The organism is Nostoc paludosum FACHB-159, assembly GCF_014698835.1.
Classification (GTDB): domain Bacteria; phylum Cyanobacteriota; class Cyanobacteriia; order Cyanobacteriales; family Nostocaceae; genus Nostoc; species Nostoc paludosum.
This window is the reverse complement of sequence record NZ_JACJTU010000021.1, coordinates 79477-94734: the sequence shown is the minus strand read 5'-3', so window position 1 is coordinate 94734 and position 15258 is coordinate 79477. Positions and strand designations below refer to the sequence as shown.

Sequence of the window (15258 nt, the reverse complement as noted above, 5' to 3'; positions counted from 1 at the left end):
ATAGGGAGACTTGTACTGAGCAAAGCCGTTGGCGCAGCCTCTCGTAGAGAAGTATGGGGAGATGGGGAGATAAGGACAAGGAGAATGGTTCTTTACTCTTCGTCAACAGTTAACAGTCAACACTTCCTTTATTCTTGCCATTTCACCCGGACAAAATGCGCTTCACGTCCCCAGAGGTCACGTGTACGGGTAATGTTTTCAATTGTTAGGTTAAAAGGAATGGCGGTTGTTAAGTAACGCTGTACCATAGAACCTAAATCAGGTGCGAGTTCAGCAGCTGTTGTTGCCGCTAACCCCAAACCTATAAGTTGCTCTATTGGCCGGAATGGTAACAATAAATGTGCGCCCACAGCTAATCCAGCCGTTAAGAGCATTGCTACTGATAAATTTGTGCCACAACGGGGATGTACTGCTAAATCCCATTCTCCAGCGGTGATGCGATGTCGGGCAAGTGCGACTGCACGCCGCAAATCACTGATATTCACTTGGCCATAGAGGTAGAATCCTTGCTCTGTAGATAAACCGCCTAATAGTTCGTTATCTAGTTGAACTTTCTTGGGTTCTCCTGTGGTGTGGTAGGCACTATTTGATTCGCTCAGAACCCAAACAGTGGCATGTTCTAATGCGTGAACCTGCCGCAGCATCAAAATTTCTTTCAACCCTGGAATGAACGACAGTTGCCTAAGTAAGTCAGTATCTTGTTTGGGATACGGAAAGTCTGAGGGTTGAGATTCTGAGGTTGGAACTTTTCCTGACAGAGGTGTTGTCAAATCAAAATTCAAAAATTCAAAGGGAAAAGAACCACCTTGAAAAGAAGCAGAAGTATTCATCGGAACACTGCTCTCCAAGCCGATGGAGCAACGTAGATTTCTTTCAAATGTAGCGCTTGCATCACTGAATTGTTGCTAATTTTTGTTATTGAGTATAGAGGATTGGGGATTGGGGACTGGGTAATTAGGGATTCGCAGTGCTGAGTGTTGACTCAAGAGTTAGGAGTTATTCTCTTGTCCCCTTGTCCCCTAGCCCCTTGTCCCCTTGTACATAGTTTCCGAGTCCGGAGGCTCAGCTGGCTGCACCAACATAAACTCCTGCTGAGTCAAGGACTCGGAGCTTTTGGTAGAGTGTTCACACTGTAATTAATGTGCGAGGAGAGGAACAATCAGTAAAACTCAATCTTGCTTTTTAGCATACTACACCAGATAAATCGTGTTACAACAAGTCAATTGTTTATTCGATCTGGTTAGGCAGAGGACAGCAATTGACATCATTTAAACAGACTTTGCCCCACTGTAAAGCCCAGCGGACAAGAGCTACTCGATTTTCTGTCTCGGTCTTGGTGAGAATGTTACTGATATGGTTATCAACTGTACGCTTGCTAATTTCCAGTTTCACTGCAATCTCTTGGTTAGTTAAGCCAGCGGCCACTAAGTCGATTATTTGCAGCTCTCTGTCTGACAGACTAACAGGGGTCTCAGACTTGCCACCAGCCATGACTATTTCTATCCTCCCTTGGTATATGTACTTAATCACTCTTTTTAATTCTAGAAGATTCTTTTGTTGGTAGGGGTTTCAAGTGTTAGCAGTAATACGATTGTCAATATTTTCTTTCGATTTCAAGTTGCCAGTAATTTAACTAACAAATATTTTAATGTAAAAAATATAGCATGTTTTACATAATAAACGTAGTTAAATTACTGAGACAAATGAAATATGCATTAGGGGCACATATATGTTGTTTGAGTAGTAAAAATTGCTATTGAATTCTATGAAGAACTGGCGACAGATAGCAACAATTATTGTAGATTTTATACTGGAAATTCGTAATCCAAAATCGAAACCTAAAATCTAAAATGAAATGAGCAATCCCCGCGTTTTGTGTCTTGGTGAGATTTTGTTTGATTGTTTAGCCGATCAATTGGGGCTAAAGCTGGAAGAAGTGAAATCCTGGACTCCCTACCCAGGAGGGGCACCAGCTAATGTGGCCTGTGCTTTAGTCAAGTTGGGGACGCCAACGGCCTTTATTGGGGCTGTTGGCGAAGATGAACCAGGAAATGCACTGGTGAAGCTATTACAAGATGTGGGTGTAGAGACAACAGGGGTGCAACGCCATCCGACAGCACCAACACGGCAAGTTTATGTCATACGGGATCTGGCTGGCGATCGCACTTTTGCTGGATTTGGTCAGCATGATACCTCTGAATTTGCTGATACTCGCCTGCAAGCCAAACAATTGCCAGATTCACTGTTTCAAGAGGCAGATTTTCTAGTTTTGGGTACTTTGGAATTAGCTTATCCTGAAAGCGAAGAAGCAGTTCACCGCGCCCTAGAATTAGCAGAACAATACGATCTGAAGATTGTGCTGGATGTCAACTGGCGTCCTGTATTTTGGCACGATCCAAACATCGCTCATCAAAAAATTCCAGAATTATTTAATAAAGTCGATTTTCTCAAACTTTCCAAAGAAGAAGCCGAATGGCTATTTGAAACCGCCGATCCGGGAGCCATAACTTACCGTCTGGCTACCATTGAGGGAGTATTAGTTACCGATGGAGAAAATGGTTGCACTTACTGTCTTGGTGAAAACGAAGGTAAATTACCCTCATTTTCCATTCCTGTAGTTGATACAACTGGTGCAGGGGATAGCTTTTTAGCAGGATTTATTCACCAACTCAGCCAGTATGGTATCCACAGCTTGCGCGATGCAGAAACGGCAAAACGCATTGTTACCTATGCTAGTGCTGTTGGGGCATTAACTACTATTAAACCAGGTGCGATCGCTTCTCAACCCACAGCGGCCGAAGTCGAAGCTTTTTTAGCCACAAATCAACTTTAGGAATTAACAAAACTAGCGGGAATATTAGCTCATCAAACTTGATATTCCCAGCTAAAAAAGAGATTGAAATTTGAATTTGGAATTGATTATGATAACCCAATTCAATGAAAGCAAAGCATCAAATCAACTGAGAATAACTTGGGAAGCCTTACCCAAAGATTTTCAACTAGAGGATGAACCAGTGGAGAATACAGGTCAGCCAATATTAGCTGGTGCTTTGCGTGAAAGTTTAGAAATTAGTGGTTTCATCCAACCCCAAATGTTAATCGCTTCCAACTTTGGATTATGTGCAACTGTCAACGGACAACTGGTGATTAAAGCGCCAGATTGGGTGTATGTAACAACAGTGAAAGAAGTTATCAGTAATCGCAAAAGTTACACACCAATTTTAGAAGGTGAAATCCCACTAATTGTGATGGAATTTCTCTCTGATAGCGACGGGGGAGAATATTCGGTTAAGCGCACTTACCCGCCAGGAAGATGGTTTTTTTACGAACAGATATTGCAAGTTCGTATTTACATAATTTTTGAGCCAAATGGGGGTTTATTGGAATATTACCAATTGGAAAATGGACGTTATGAATTAAAGTTACCAGACGAGAATGGTCGTCATTTCGTAGATGCAATGGGCTTATTTTTGGGAACATGGCAAGGAACAAAAGAAGCTCATACTGGTTATTGGTTGCGTTGGTGGGATAAAGATGGGAATTTGTTACCTTGGGCGGTGGAAAAAATTGAACAAGAACGCCAACGTGCTGAACAAGAACGCCAGCAAAAAGAAAGACTAATTGCTTATTTGCAGTCGCAAGGTATTGACCCTAATAATTTACCTGCTTTTGAATAGAAATGTTATTAGGTTGTTAACTGTTGACTGTTAACGGTTAACAGTTAACGCTTCCCTGTTCCCTCTGAACGCTGCCATAGAGCATCAACAGTTACAAATTCATAGCCTTGTTGTAACAATTGAGGAATGAGAATTTTGATTGTGGCAGCAACATCTTGTCCACCACAAACACCATCATGTAAGACAATCAACGAACCATTTTTGACTTGCTGCATAACTCGTTTTACCACAGTGTTGACGCCTGGTCGCACCCAATCTTCTGGTACAACACTCCACATTACTGGGCGGTAATTCCACTCAAGAAATAACTTTAAAGTAGTAGGTGTAAATAAACCATTGGGGGGACGGACATCCCGCACTTGTTCGGGTTGCAGATTGCAAGCATTGTAGATGGCAACTTGGGTTTTTTCTAAACTCTGCTTGAGTTCATTTTGTGAAAGCATGGGGAAAGAGCGATGATCGTAACCATGCAATCCAATCCAGTGTCCGCGATCGCTAACAGCTTTAGCAACCGCTGGTGAACGGTTGACGCAAACACCCAACCAAAAAAAACTTGCTGTAATTTTGTACTGGTCTAAAACTGCTAACACTTCCGGTGTATGTTGCGGATGGGGGCCATCATCAAATGTCAAAGCGATCGCTTTACTATGGGGATTGCCCATCCAAAGGCAATTGGGAAAACTCGGCTGGAGAATGCGGTAGAAAATTGGGAACAGGGGAGCTAGTTGCATTTTGCGTTTTTTTGCTGCTGAAAACTTTTTGTAGGTGTTGCTGGCGAAATTGCGATGTCTGCGACCGGCTACACCTACACTTCTGGCAATAAAGCATATTTGGTTAAATGGTAATCTATAAAAACTCGAAGCGTAGGAGTTTTTCGGCTGTTAACTGTTGACTGATGGCTCTTAACCGTCAACCATCAACAGTCAACATAAAATCCATCAGCTTATATTTGTAACAAAATCTGTAACAGCAATGTTATTTCAGCTAACACTCGTCTAAATTGATGAGAAATCTACGGGGAATCCCTGAATTAGCGGGTAATGTTGCTTAAAGATATACGAGACTACCAAATTTTATTTCTCGGCTTGTTCCTAGTCTTGGGAATCGGTACGCGAGACTGGACACTGCGACCAGAATTGATTGCAGTAGCGATCGCCACAAGTCTTTCAACTCAATTGGTATTGTCATTAGTCCTTGGTCGTTGGTCATTTGGAAATAACAAAGCGCAAAGCTTGAATCTTCGCAGTGCTTTAATTACTTCTTTAGGATTGAGCTTGCTGTTGCGGGCTGACCATTGGACAACAATGGCAATAGCTGTAGCAAGTGCGATCGCCAGCAAATTTATCTTGCGAGTCGGCGAGAAGCATTTCTTTAATCCTGGGAATTTTGGCATTATTTGTGCCTTGATTTTCACCGGTGACGCTTGGGTTTCACCGGGACAGTGGGGTGAAGAGTGGTGGTATGGGCTAGTATTTGCCGGTACTGGCGGTATGGTTTTGCAACGAATTGGACGTTGGGACACCACAGCAGCTTTTTTGGGTGCGTACTCTTTACTAGAGGCGATTCGTAATTTCTGGCTGGGTTGGACTTGGGATGTTTACTGGCACCGATTGATGAGCGGATCTTTACTGTTATTTGCTCTATTTATGATCACCGATCCGCGATCGATCCCCAACTCTCGAATCGGGCGGGTAATTTGGGCAATCTGCATCGCCGGATTAACTTTTATCCTGCGAAATTATTTCTTTGTTTCCACCGCAGTTTTCTGGGCACTATTTATCCTTGCACCATCGACCATCCTGATAGATTATCTCTGGTCTGCACCAAGGTTTTCTTGGCAAACGGGAGATGAGGAAAATCTAGCTTTAGCTTCCCAGGGTGTAGAAGATGACGAGAATTCTTATAAATCCTCACTCCTAACCCTTAACTCCTAACTCCTCACTCCTAACTCTCAACTTTTAACTTAAAAATACAGAGGTATAAAATGAAATTTTTGCGATTTTTGACGCCATTATTATTGGCAATTGTAGTTGTTTTGTGCTTTGCGCCGACAGCTTGGGCATTTTGTGGATTTTATGTAGCAAAGGCTGATACAAAACTTTATAACAAAGCATCTCAGGTGGTAATAGCGCGGAATGGCGATGGCTTCGCCAACGCCAAAGGCGATCGCACCGTTCTGACAATGGCAAACGATTTTCAAGGGGAAGTCAAAGATTTTGCAATGGTAGTGCCCGTACCAACTGTAATAAAAAAAGAGCAAGTCCGCGTCACAGAACCCAAAATTATTGAACGTTTGGATGCTTTTAGTGCGCCGCGATTAGTCGAATATTTCGACTCAGATCCTTGTGCCCCGCTTTATGACTATGCCCTACCACAAGCAGCACCAGCGCCAGCGGTAAGCAATGAATCAGCGGGCGCAAGACGCGGTGATGCTAGTTTGGGTGTGACTGTAGAAGCACGTTTTAACGTCGGTGAATATGACATTGTAATTCTCAGTGCTAAAGAATCTGGCGGACTAGAAACTTGGCTGCAACGCAATGGCTACAAAATTCCTAGAGGGGCAAAACAGTTACTTAAACCCTATATCCGCTCCTCCATGAAATTCTTTGTTGCTAAAGTCAACTTAGATAAATTCGAGAAATCTGGTTATCAGTTCCTTCGCCCGCTACAAATTTCTTACCAGTCACCCAGATTCATGCTGCCAATTCGTTTGGGCATGATTAATGCCACCACAGAGCAAGATTTAATTGTTTACATCCTCTCACCGGAAGGACAGGCAGAAATCACTAATTACCGAACAGTGAAAATCCCCTCCGATGCCAACATTCCTGTATTTGTGAAAAATGAATTTGGTGAATTTTACAAATCCATGTTTCAAACCGCCTACACCAAAGAAGACAAGAAAGTTGGTTTTTTGGAATACGCTTGGGACATGAGTAATTGCGATCCCTGTTCTGCCGATCCCCTAACCCAGGAAGAACTCAAGCAAGCAGGTGTATTTTGGTTAGATGATAATTCTGAAAGTAGTGTGCCAGCACCACCGAACTTTCGTCGTCCGTTTCCTACAAGTAGTGTGTTCATCTCCCGGTTGCATGTGCGCTACACTCGCGACAAATTCCCCGAAGACTTGATATTCCAACAAACAGGTAATCGTGATTCTTTCCAAGGGCGTTATGTTTTGCAACATCCCTTCCAAGGAGAACTCAAGTGTCAGGCGGGTAGAGAATATAAGCGTTCTTTACCCAAGCGTTTTGAACAAGAAGCGCAAACTTTAGCGAAACTCACCAACTGGAATATCCAAGACATTCGTAACAAAATGAAACTGAATGTAAGTAATTTGAGATTGTCTTGGTGGGAAAATTTTCTATCTTGGTTTGGATTGTATTAAAAAGATTGGGGAGTGTTGACTGTTGACTAAGGAGTTATTATTCTCCCCTCTACTCCCTGCTTCCTACACTCCCCCCTCCCCCCATACTCCCTCATATCCTTCATCTCCCTCATCCCTATGCCCTATACCCCATGCCCCATGCCCTAATTTCTTGATGAAAGGTAATTTTCTAAGGCGTTGTTATAGGCAATACTAAGATATTCTTGCTTTGTTCCTGAAGATTGTCATGGTTCAATTCGATGAACAGCTACGCCGCTTAGTTACCGAAGCCTGTGGATACCCACCTGGAAGCCCTCAGCGTCAGAAGCTGCTCACACAGATTATTCGTTTGACGGCAAGTAGACTCTGGAGGGAAAGTACTCCCTATTATCAAGACGCACTACAACAAACTTGGTTGTATTTCTGCCGTAATGTTTGTGAAGGTTTGACAGGCCAAAAATATGACCCCGCTTATGGTACTGTGATCACCTGGCTGAATGCTTACCTGAAAAGGAGACTGCAAGACTTTTACCTTAATCAAAACCGGGAACAAGCCACAACAGTCCCTCTTAAAATTCGTCAGTCTACATCTGGTGGAACAAGTGAAACCATCGATCCTGTAGATAACCTACCAGCTAACCCCGAAACACCTCCAATTCTGGAAGAGTTAGAGAACTGGGCGAACGCAGACTCTGATGGAGAACTTCGCAGTACTTACATCAAAGGGCGTCCAGATGTAAATTGTCAGGTGTTAATTCTTAAACGCCTACCCCCGGAAGTTAGCTGGAGAGAGTTGTCTGAGGAATTCCGACTCTCAATTCCGACATTGAGCAGTTTTTATCAACGTCAGTGTCTACCGCGTTTGCGTAAATTCGCAGAATCGGAGGGATTGTTATGAATTAGGACTTACGCATTGACGGTAAATACAAAATATGGAGTGCTTGAAAAAACCACATCTGTCGTAGGGGCACACCATTGCTCATTGGTGTCAACTTAAGGCTGGGCGAATGGAATTCGCGGCTACACAGGCAAAGTCCGCCTATCGCGCTTGCGCTGCGCTTGGCGCACCACGCGGACTAACAGAAAATTAAGGCTTTTGAAACCTGCGTAGGCAGGTTTTGTTTGTGTAGACGCGGTTTCTAACCGCCCGTTTCGCGTTAAGTTGACTATTCAATCAAAAATTCAAGATCCAAGAATAAGATTTTCCAAAAAACCTATTTCCAATACTGATGCACTTTTACCACCGCCTCCTTGTATTAACTTCAAATATTTACCCAACAGTTGTTGCATGTTTGGAGTGCGATATTGAGGGCTAATTTGATTTAAAGCATTTTCCCAATGAGTTTTAGTTGGTAAGTGACCGTATTCAGCTAGATAGATTGCTTCTCTGACTAATTTATCTAATTCTGCTCCTGAATACCCTGCTGTTTGCTCTACTAGATACTCCAATGTGGTTGAGGGGGTTGGTGGTAATTTATAAGCACTAATACGCTTTTGCAAAACTTGAAATCTTTCTTCTTTATTGGGTGGCATAACTATAAAAATTTCATCAAAGCGACCAGCCCGAAATAATTCGGGGGGTAATTTTTCGCGATCGTTACAAGTAGCTATAAAAAAAATCGGGTATTCGTGATCGTTTAACCAAGATAAAAATGTCCCAAACTGTCTAGTACTAACTCCTGAACTATCACCACCAACACCAGCAAATGCTTTTTCAATTTCATCCATAAACAGGATGTTGGGAGCAGATGCTTCAATTGCTCTGAGTGCTTGAAAAGTATTACTTTCTGATTCACCTACCCAACGAGACTGTAATCGAGCAATCTCAAAATTAATTTGAGGTACACGCCATTCTTGAGCGATCGCTCTGGCAATAAAAGTTTTACCACAACCAGGAAAACCTTCCAGTAAAATAGCACGAGGACGTAATTCTGGCTGCGAATCCTGTGTAAACCAAGACTCACGACTATATATCCATTCTTTAACTTTGCTTAACCCGCCCACATCTCTCAAACCCTGACCTTGAGGAGCATAATATTCTAAAACTCCTGTTTTTCTAATTTCTTGCTTTTTGGCTTGCAATAATAATTGTCCGGCTTCTTCTGGTTGAGACCAAAGATTACGAATAGTTGATAACTTTGCACATTGAATAGCTGCTTGTAAGGGCATACCTTGAGCTTGTTCTGCTAATCTCCAAGCGTCTGTTTCTGGCAAACCATATTTTTCGACAGCGACGCTAAAAACATTATCATAAAGTTCTTGTTCTACAGGTAAAGGTAAATCTATAATATGAACTATGTTGCGAAGAATTGTGGGAATTGTCCAATCTGACCCAATAATAATTAAAGACATTCTTGGTAAAGGTCTTTTTTGGTCGATCGCTATAATTAATTCTTTGAGTCTTCGCGTTATTAAATGGTCATCAGCACCCAGCAATACACACCAATCAGGCAATAAATAAGTATGTTGTCGGTTAAGATTTTTAGCTACTTGTTCCTGTAAACGATGTTCTAAGACTTCCAATGCTTGTAATATTAGATTATGACTGCGATCGGGCGGATTGCCTAATCGTTGCCATTGCGCTTGACCAGCAGTTGCTGGTGTTTCTATTCTTTGTTGAAAGCCTTGGGTAGTACTCCACTGTACTAACTCTCCATCTTGAATATCTTGAGTATTCAGAATTGCTAGATGAGCCTCTATTGCACAACGAATAGCGCGACTTTCTTCCGATGACCGTAGAAAAATCAACGGATAACGCGATCGCAACAAATCTTGTAATTCTTGCTTGCACTTATTATACGGAAGTTCAGTTTGCATATTCACTAACCTTGATTAAAAATCAGCCTTGTTAGTATCTGCGCGGACATCTGGAGGTGGTTCTTTTGGTTTTTCAGAATTATTTACACTACTTGGACTTGGAATGTTAGTAGTATTAACAGATTCAACTGTAGGATTTTTAGCAGTTTGAACTACAGTTGTTGGCGTTAATGGTTGTCGAGTCGGTTGCTTGGCAGGTAAGGTGATATTATTAGTAATTGGAGTTGTAATAGTTTGTACAGGCGAAGACACATCTGGGGGTAAATCTAAAGTAACTACAGTTCGATGTAAACCAGATTTAATATCTAAAATCCACGTAGAAATAATTGATTTTAGGTTAGCTGAACTAACCTTCCTTGCTGATTGTTGTTCAATAGCTTGACTGATGGCTAAACGATGTTTTTCGTGGCGAAAATAGTCATCTGGATAATTTTCATCTAATCCACTCAGATTAATAGAATAGTTAATTTCTCTATTTCCTGCTTGGGGAATTCTCACAACTAGAGTATATTCTGACATAATTTTATTCCTTTGCACCTTTGCATAGCAGTCGCTATTCAAAATTCTGAATTCTGAATTATGACTCCTGTTTTATAACCACCGTTCAGCATCTTTTTTAAGTTGTTCGCTCCAACCTTTAAACCACCATAAAGTGCCTCCTAATGCTGCTAAAGTTAACATGAGGATAATTAAGCGATCGGGAATTAAAGGTAGTTGAATAGAAAAGTTCGGTATTCTGAAAGTAACTGGTTCAGAACTGCCATCAATTTTTCTACTAGCAGAATTAATACTAACTTTGGCTTGATATTCTTCTGCTGGTTCTGCACCTACTTGTTTATATTGCAATTCATAATATCTTAAAGCTTTAAAGAAAGTTTCCAAACTATTAACAGCGTCAGTGGCATTATCAGGGAATTGACTAATACCTCCACCTAATTCTGCTATTTGTTTTAAACGCGGTTGATCGACAATAAAATTTGCAATATTTTTTCCAGATAATCTACATTTACTAATTAAATCTACTGCATTATTTTGAGTTAATTGATAATTAGTAATATCACAATTGTAGGCGCGATCGCGTAAATGTTGCAAAGATTCACCATAGCCCAAAGCATAAACTCTCACCGCCGGGTTTTCCTTTAGCACCGTTTCTACTTCAGCAAACTGTGTTTCCTCAGTTTCTCGATTCTTATTATGATAGCCATCAGATAATAAAATTACAGCCACTTTAGGGGGAATCTGAGGTGTATCTGTATTTTCATCCAATTCATTATTATTTTCGTTTTTATTAAATTGATTTGGGTTTCCTAAATACTGCACAGCAGCTTTTAAAGGTTCGTATAAATTTGTTGCAGAACAAGTTGGAGACTGAGATAAATCTGTAACTTTCTTGTCCAATTCTTGATTGTTAGCTAAGAAAAAACTTTTGGCAATAATTTGCTGATTTACCTCATAATTACACTTGCTACGACCTCCTTCGCCAAATGGTACTAAAGCAATACTTACAGGTAAATTATTATCTCTCACTAGCTTGATATACTCTCTAATTGCACTAATAGCACCATCTATTTTTTTAACTTTATTAGCATCTTCTTCTTGCATACTCCCACTCATATCAAGGAGAATCACCACATAAGCAGGTTCAGGTTTTAATTGTTCGCCTGGTGGGATTAATCGCATTCTATTAATAACTGACAAAGTTTGATTAAGTTTAGCTGCTTCAATTTTAAAATCTGACTTTTTTAAATCCTCAATGGGAACATTATTCTCATCGAGAACTTCAACCTTTAAAGTGATAATTTCCCCACTAGGACGAGGGGATACTATAACTTTGTAATTAGCTAGTGCAGGTAAAGGGAGTAACCCGAATAATAACGTCAGAATACCTAATTTAAGCTTGGGGGTCAAGCAGGCGATCGTAGAAAACAAAGCGATAAAATTTGTCTTGATTATCTTCATGGTAAAGGGTAATAATTTGATTATGTCTTAGAGTTTCCTTTTTGCTGGCTGACAAAAAACCATTTTGAATTTGTACAAAACCTTCAGCCAAACAACTAATTTCTACAGTGCCAAAATTTACTTCTAAAGCTACACATTCTTGTGATAAATGTGGAATATAAATATCAACATTATTCCCAGAACCAATAATTAATGGTGTTTTCGTGTATGTTGGTAATTGAATTGATAAACCCTCCTCAATATTTCTGTAATTCCCATCAGGAATAAACTTTAAAGATGAATTATTTAAAGTAGGGTTAAGTATTTGTGTAGGTGTTGTAGTCAAATTTGCTTGAGTTCCTATCACAGTAGTCGGGCGGCGTGTTTTTGGTTTTACGGCTTCAAACCCATGACCAGCCCTTAAAGCTACCCGATAACTAGGAATAGCAGCAAAACACAAAGCCCATCCCAACAAAGCCCCAAACAATAAAAATCCAAAAACATCTCGATATTGGCCTAAAGCTTGATTTACACCTTCACTGAGGATAGCCGCTAACAGTCCAGCACCTGCGCCACATAGAGTGCTGCGGACAATGCGTTGAGTAACTTGACTACCCTTACCATCAATACTCCGCCAACTCCAACTGACACTTTCAGCCAAACCAGCAAAAGCCCCAATTTCCATCCAAGAAATAATTCGCACCAGCACACCAGGCCAGTTACTTGCTAACAGCAACCAATTAAGACCAGTTAGTTGTAAACCTAAGAATGCACCAATGATGAAGACTCTTTTTAAAGATGTCCGCGAAATCACTCGCCAATTAGCTTGATAACGAGTAGGGTTACTTAAAAAAACCTCTGCAATTATCATTCCGCTAGTTATAAAAGGAGTGATAACCATAAACAAAATCAAATATGGGGGGATATTAATATTTTTGGGCAAAAACTGGACAAAGTTCCCACCTATATCTAGCCATAAAATCTGGCTAATACTCCAGCCCAAAAGAGCGGAAATAACACCACAGATAGCATATAAAATCGCTCTAATTGTTAAATTCATCATTTCATGCTTAATTAGTCTTGGTTTTATTATCTTTATTTGCTTTAGGTGGAAAAATATTTATAATTTTGGTATGTATTTCAATCATTGATTTTGTTAATTCTGTTAGTGATTCTTTTTGCGATTTTTTTAAGCATTTTTGAAAATTAGTAGTAGTTTGTTCATAAGGAGATTTTTTAAAGCATTGTAATGATTTGTTTTTTTTATATTCAAAATCTTCATCCTGTGATTGAGTTTCTAAATACTGCTTTAATGGCTGAACATATTCATTATTAATATTTATAAATCCCGCTTGTTTTATTATTTCTTCAAACTGTCGATTATTGCAGTTTTTAACTTGCTCAATACTGTTAAGTGAACATTGATTTTCTTTTTGTGTTTCCGGAATATTAGAGCTATCTTGACTGCTAGTTTTTTGATTGTTATCTAAGCAATTACCATATTCGCTAACTTGAATTTTTTGACACTCTTGTAATTTGACCATTCTCTTATTAAATTCATTTTCATCTCCTTTAGGAGTCCCATCAATAAATTCTTTAGCTTTTTGTTTTTGTTTTTCTTGATTTGAATATGATATGTTAGTTTGGTCTGGCATAAATTTGGCAATTACTATATTTTTCTGATATTCGTTTGCATTTCTGTAACACGATTCAAATGTTGGATAATCTACGAGCCAGTTTCCTGCTTGGTCACATGATACTTGAGGATAAATGATTGAGTGAAATATTTTACTAGAGATAGCAAGGTAGATTACAGGAACACTGATAAATAATAAACTACCTATAATAAGAAGAATTATATTTGGTCTTGGCCCAGGAGCTGGAGTAGGAATGGGATTTTTAGGAAATATTCTTGTTTGGAAGTCTAGAGGGATTTTACCAATAAGTTCTTGAGGGACTTGACTCCCACTGATGCGGTAAAATAATTCTGCTAAATCTGTTCTATTGATATTTTGAAAAATCAGAGCTAAAGGTCTGTATCGACCGTATAGTCTTTTGCGACTAGTAGAATTAAGTTTTTGATTTTTAATCTCTTCAAGTATTTCTGAAATTTGTTCGCAGAATTTTCTAACTGAGTTATAAGCACTGATATCTATGTTAGGCTGATAAAAAATTTTGGTTGCTACCAGATATGCATATTGTTGGAAGTATTCATTCCAAATGCTTTGATGTTCGGTTAGCAAGTAATTAATTTGTTGAGCTATTCTTTGGTGGTTGGGGTCGTTGGGATTAAGAGTTATTAAACTTCTCAAGAAAAAAGTAATACCATAGTAAAGAGATTCATGAAGTCGCTGTTGAACTTGGGAATTATACTTACAACTTTCTTTTAACAACTGATTTTGAAATTCAAGCAGACGGAAAATATCACTGTTATCTGCTGGTTGATTTAGCCAATTTTTGAACGGAGATGTTAAAAAATCCAAAGATGATTTCTTTTCAACATGGATTGATTTCAACAAATCTATTAGCCACTTTTGCTTTTGCTCGTAAGCGATTACGATTAAATATATTTCTGCTTTATAAATGTCGCTTATTGGGTTAGCAGTTGTGTTAAGAGTCGTTTGGTCTATAAAATCAGACCAATTTGCATTTGAGTAGTTGGCTAAATATCCAAATAATTCTTCGGCTTTTTAGTCCTTTTTGTTCTAATTGAGTTGTACTGGCTATTGCTTTAGTGTCTGGGTTATATAATTCACCCGCGAGGTTTTTACCGTCTGATACTTTGACATATTTACCATTTTCTGATAATGCTCTCACCATACTAGTTTTACCAGTGGCGCGATCGCCAATTACCACAATACTCATTTGCTACACACCCTACCTTTAATCAAAACGCTCATTTTCTAGAGGAAAACCCGTGTATGTTAATCTCTCCGGACTCACTATCCACTCTTGGCGGGGAATATCTACCAAGTCGACCGCTGTAATTTGCCCAGATAAAAAATGTAATTTTTGATTCTCAGAACCTCTCATCACTCGATCGCTAGCTTGTTGTTGTATAAATAATCCATCAATCAATAAATCAATCTGATTAAGAAATTCTTGGCTCCCAGGAATCTTATCTAATTTTATTTGTTCGAGTTTATACCCTGTCCAGCAAATTACTGTTTTTCCTACGGTTTTTACTCGGCTAGCTAAATCAGCTAAAGCCACGGACTGGGCAAAGGGTTCACCACCAGAAAAGGAAATTCCTGCTAAATCTGGTAGTTGTTGGAATTGTTGCCAAATTTGGTCTACAGTCACTATCTGATTGACTCGAAATTCTAAAAAATCTGGGTTTTGACAACCCAGACAGCGAAACGGACAACCCTGTACCCAAATCACCATCCGAGTTCCCGGCCCGTTGGCACGAGAACGGGGAAGCAAACCCGCCAAATTCAATAATCTCGGCTGAGTCAC

The 15258-nt window shown here is 39.8% G+C and carries 15 protein-coding genes; 5 read left to right on the top strand and 10 right to left on the bottom strand.

The features are described from left to right. Positions 1-128: 128 nt before the first annotated feature. The gene (locus H6H03_RS21305) at positions 129-830 is read right to left on the bottom strand and encodes a DUF6391 domain-containing protein (RefSeq protein ID WP_190957078.1); all 702 of its coding nucleotides are present in this window, start codon (positions 828-830) and stop codon (positions 129-131) included. Positions 831-1227: 397 nt separating this feature from the next. Beyond that, positions 1228-1491, bottom strand: coding sequence for a photosynthetic electron transport-dependent transcriptional regulator PedR (pedR, locus tag H6H03_RS21300; protein WP_096535280.1), 264 nt, complete (start codon positions 1489-1491; stop codon positions 1228-1230). A gap of 364 nt (positions 1492-1855) precedes the next feature. On the opposite strand from pedR, the gene H6H03_RS21295 reads away from it, so the two are divergent. Together H6H03_RS21295 and H6H03_RS21290 are read left to right on the top strand one after the other, a co-directional pair. Further along, positions 1856-2833 carry a carbohydrate kinase family protein gene (locus H6H03_RS21295; protein ID WP_190957077.1) on the top strand — a complete coding sequence of 326 codons (978 nt, stop codon included), beginning with the start codon at positions 1856-1858 and terminating at the stop codon, positions 2831-2833. A gap of 88 nt (positions 2834-2921) precedes the next feature. Continuing rightward, complete coding sequence (locus H6H03_RS21290) at positions 2922-3677, top strand: Uma2 family endonuclease (RefSeq protein ID WP_190957076.1); 756 nt, start codon at positions 2922-2924, stop codon at positions 3675-3677. Positions 3678-3721: 44 nt separating this feature from the next. Here H6H03_RS21290 and H6H03_RS21285 read toward each other — a convergent pair whose 3' ends face one another. After that, complete coding sequence (locus tag H6H03_RS21285) at positions 3722-4408, bottom strand: polysaccharide deacetylase family protein (RefSeq protein ID WP_190957075.1); 687 nt, start codon at positions 4406-4408, stop codon at positions 3722-3724. 309 nt (positions 4409-4717) lie between these two features. Here H6H03_RS21285 and H6H03_RS21280 point away from each other — a divergent pair, with 309 nt between their 5' ends. The 3 genes from H6H03_RS21280 (at position 4718) to H6H03_RS21270 (ending at position 7942) form a co-directional block, all read left to right on the top strand. Further along, positions 4718-5611, top strand: a complete 894-nt coding sequence (locus H6H03_RS21280) for an RnfABCDGE type electron transport complex subunit D (protein WP_190957074.1) — start codon at positions 4718-4720, stop codon at positions 5609-5611. A gap of 50 nt (positions 5612-5661) precedes the next feature. After that, on the top strand, positions 5662-7065 hold the full coding sequence (locus tag H6H03_RS21275; RefSeq protein ID WP_190957073.1) for a DUF2330 domain-containing protein: 1404 nt from the start codon (positions 5662-5664) through the stop codon (positions 7063-7065). 226 nt (positions 7066-7291) lie between these two features. Then, positions 7292-7942 (top strand): sigma-70 family RNA polymerase sigma factor, encoded by a 651-nt coding sequence (locus H6H03_RS21270; protein ID WP_190957072.1) that lies wholly within the window; start codon positions 7292-7294, stop codon positions 7940-7942. A gap of 284 nt (positions 7943-8226) precedes the next feature. Here H6H03_RS21270 and H6H03_RS21265 read toward each other — a convergent pair whose 3' ends face one another. The 7 genes from H6H03_RS21265 to H6H03_RS21235 form a co-directional block, all read right to left on the bottom strand. Beyond that, positions 8227-9861 carry an AAA family ATPase gene (locus H6H03_RS21265; protein WP_190957071.1) on the bottom strand — a complete coding sequence of 545 codons (1635 nt, stop codon included), beginning with the start codon at positions 9859-9861 and terminating at the stop codon, positions 8227-8229. 15 nt (positions 9862-9876) lie between these two features. Continuing rightward, positions 9877-10380, bottom strand: coding sequence for a hypothetical protein (locus tag H6H03_RS21260; protein ID WP_190957070.1), 504 nt, complete (start codon positions 10378-10380; stop codon positions 9877-9879). A 72-nt stretch (positions 10381-10452) separates the two neighbouring features. Next, positions 10453-11820: a vWA domain-containing protein gene (locus tag H6H03_RS21255; RefSeq protein WP_190957069.1), complete on the bottom strand. Its 1368-nt coding sequence runs from the start codon at positions 11818-11820 to the stop codon at positions 10453-10455. Continuing rightward, positions 11753-12862, bottom strand: coding sequence for a hypothetical protein (locus H6H03_RS21250; RefSeq protein WP_190957068.1), 1110 nt, complete (start codon positions 12860-12862; stop codon positions 11753-11755). Before H6H03_RS21250 ends, H6H03_RS21255 begins: the two co-directional genes overlap by 68 nt. A gap of 7 nt (positions 12863-12869) precedes the next feature. Next, positions 12870-14282: a hypothetical protein gene (locus tag H6H03_RS21245; protein ID WP_190957067.1), complete on the bottom strand. Its 1413-nt coding sequence runs from the start codon at positions 14280-14282 to the stop codon at positions 12870-12872. 151 nt (positions 14283-14433) lie between these two features. Beyond that, complete coding sequence (locus H6H03_RS21240; protein ID WP_190957066.1) at positions 14434-14664, bottom strand: hypothetical protein; 231 nt, start codon at positions 14662-14664, stop codon at positions 14434-14436. Between the two features lie 18 nt (positions 14665-14682). After that, positions 14683-15258: a 4Fe-4S single cluster domain-containing protein gene (locus tag H6H03_RS21235; protein WP_190957065.1), complete on the bottom strand. Its 576-nt coding sequence runs from the start codon at positions 15256-15258 to the stop codon at positions 14683-14685.

Coding starts and splice junctions, on each gene's coding strand:
- H6H03_RS21275 (WP_190957073.1), top strand. CDS start 5,662: ATGAAATTTTTGCGATTTTTGACGCCATTATTATTGGCAATTGTAGTT.
- H6H03_RS21270 (WP_190957072.1), top strand. CDS start 7,292: ATGGTTCAATTCGATGAACAGCTACGCCGCTTAGTTACCGAAGCCTGT.
- H6H03_RS21285 (WP_190957075.1), bottom strand. CDS start 4,408: ATGCAACTAGCTCCCCTGTTCCCAATTTTCTACCGCATTCTCCAGCCG.
- H6H03_RS21295 (WP_190957077.1), top strand. CDS start 1,856: ATGAGCAATCCCCGCGTTTTGTGTCTTGGTGAGATTTTGTTTGATTGT.
- H6H03_RS21255 (WP_190957069.1), bottom strand. CDS start 11,820: ATGAAGATAATCAAGACAAATTTTATCGCTTTGTTTTCTACGATCGCC.
- H6H03_RS21250 (WP_190957068.1), bottom strand. CDS start 12,862: ATGATGAATTTAACAATTAGAGCGATTTTATATGCTATCTGTGGTGTT.
- H6H03_RS21290 (WP_190957076.1), top strand. CDS start 2,922: ATGATAACCCAATTCAATGAAAGCAAAGCATCAAATCAACTGAGAATA.
- H6H03_RS21280 (WP_190957074.1), top strand. CDS start 4,718: ATGTTGCTTAAAGATATACGAGACTACCAAATTTTATTTCTCGGCTTG.
- H6H03_RS21305 (WP_190957078.1), bottom strand. CDS start 830: ATGAATACTTCTGCTTCTTTTCAAGGTGGTTCTTTTCCCTTTGAATTT.
- H6H03_RS21265 (WP_190957071.1), bottom strand. CDS start 9,861: ATGCAAACTGAACTTCCGTATAATAAGTGCAAGCAAGAATTACAAGAT.
- H6H03_RS21240 (WP_190957066.1), bottom strand. CDS start 14,664: ATGAGTATTGTGGTAATTGGCGATCGCGCCACTGGTAAAACTAGTATG.
- pedR (WP_096535280.1), bottom strand. CDS start 1,491: ATGGCTGGTGGCAAGTCTGAGACCCCTGTTAGTCTGTCAGACAGAGAG.
- H6H03_RS21260 (WP_190957070.1), bottom strand. CDS start 10,380: ATGTCAGAATATACTCTAGTTGTGAGAATTCCCCAAGCAGGAAATAGA.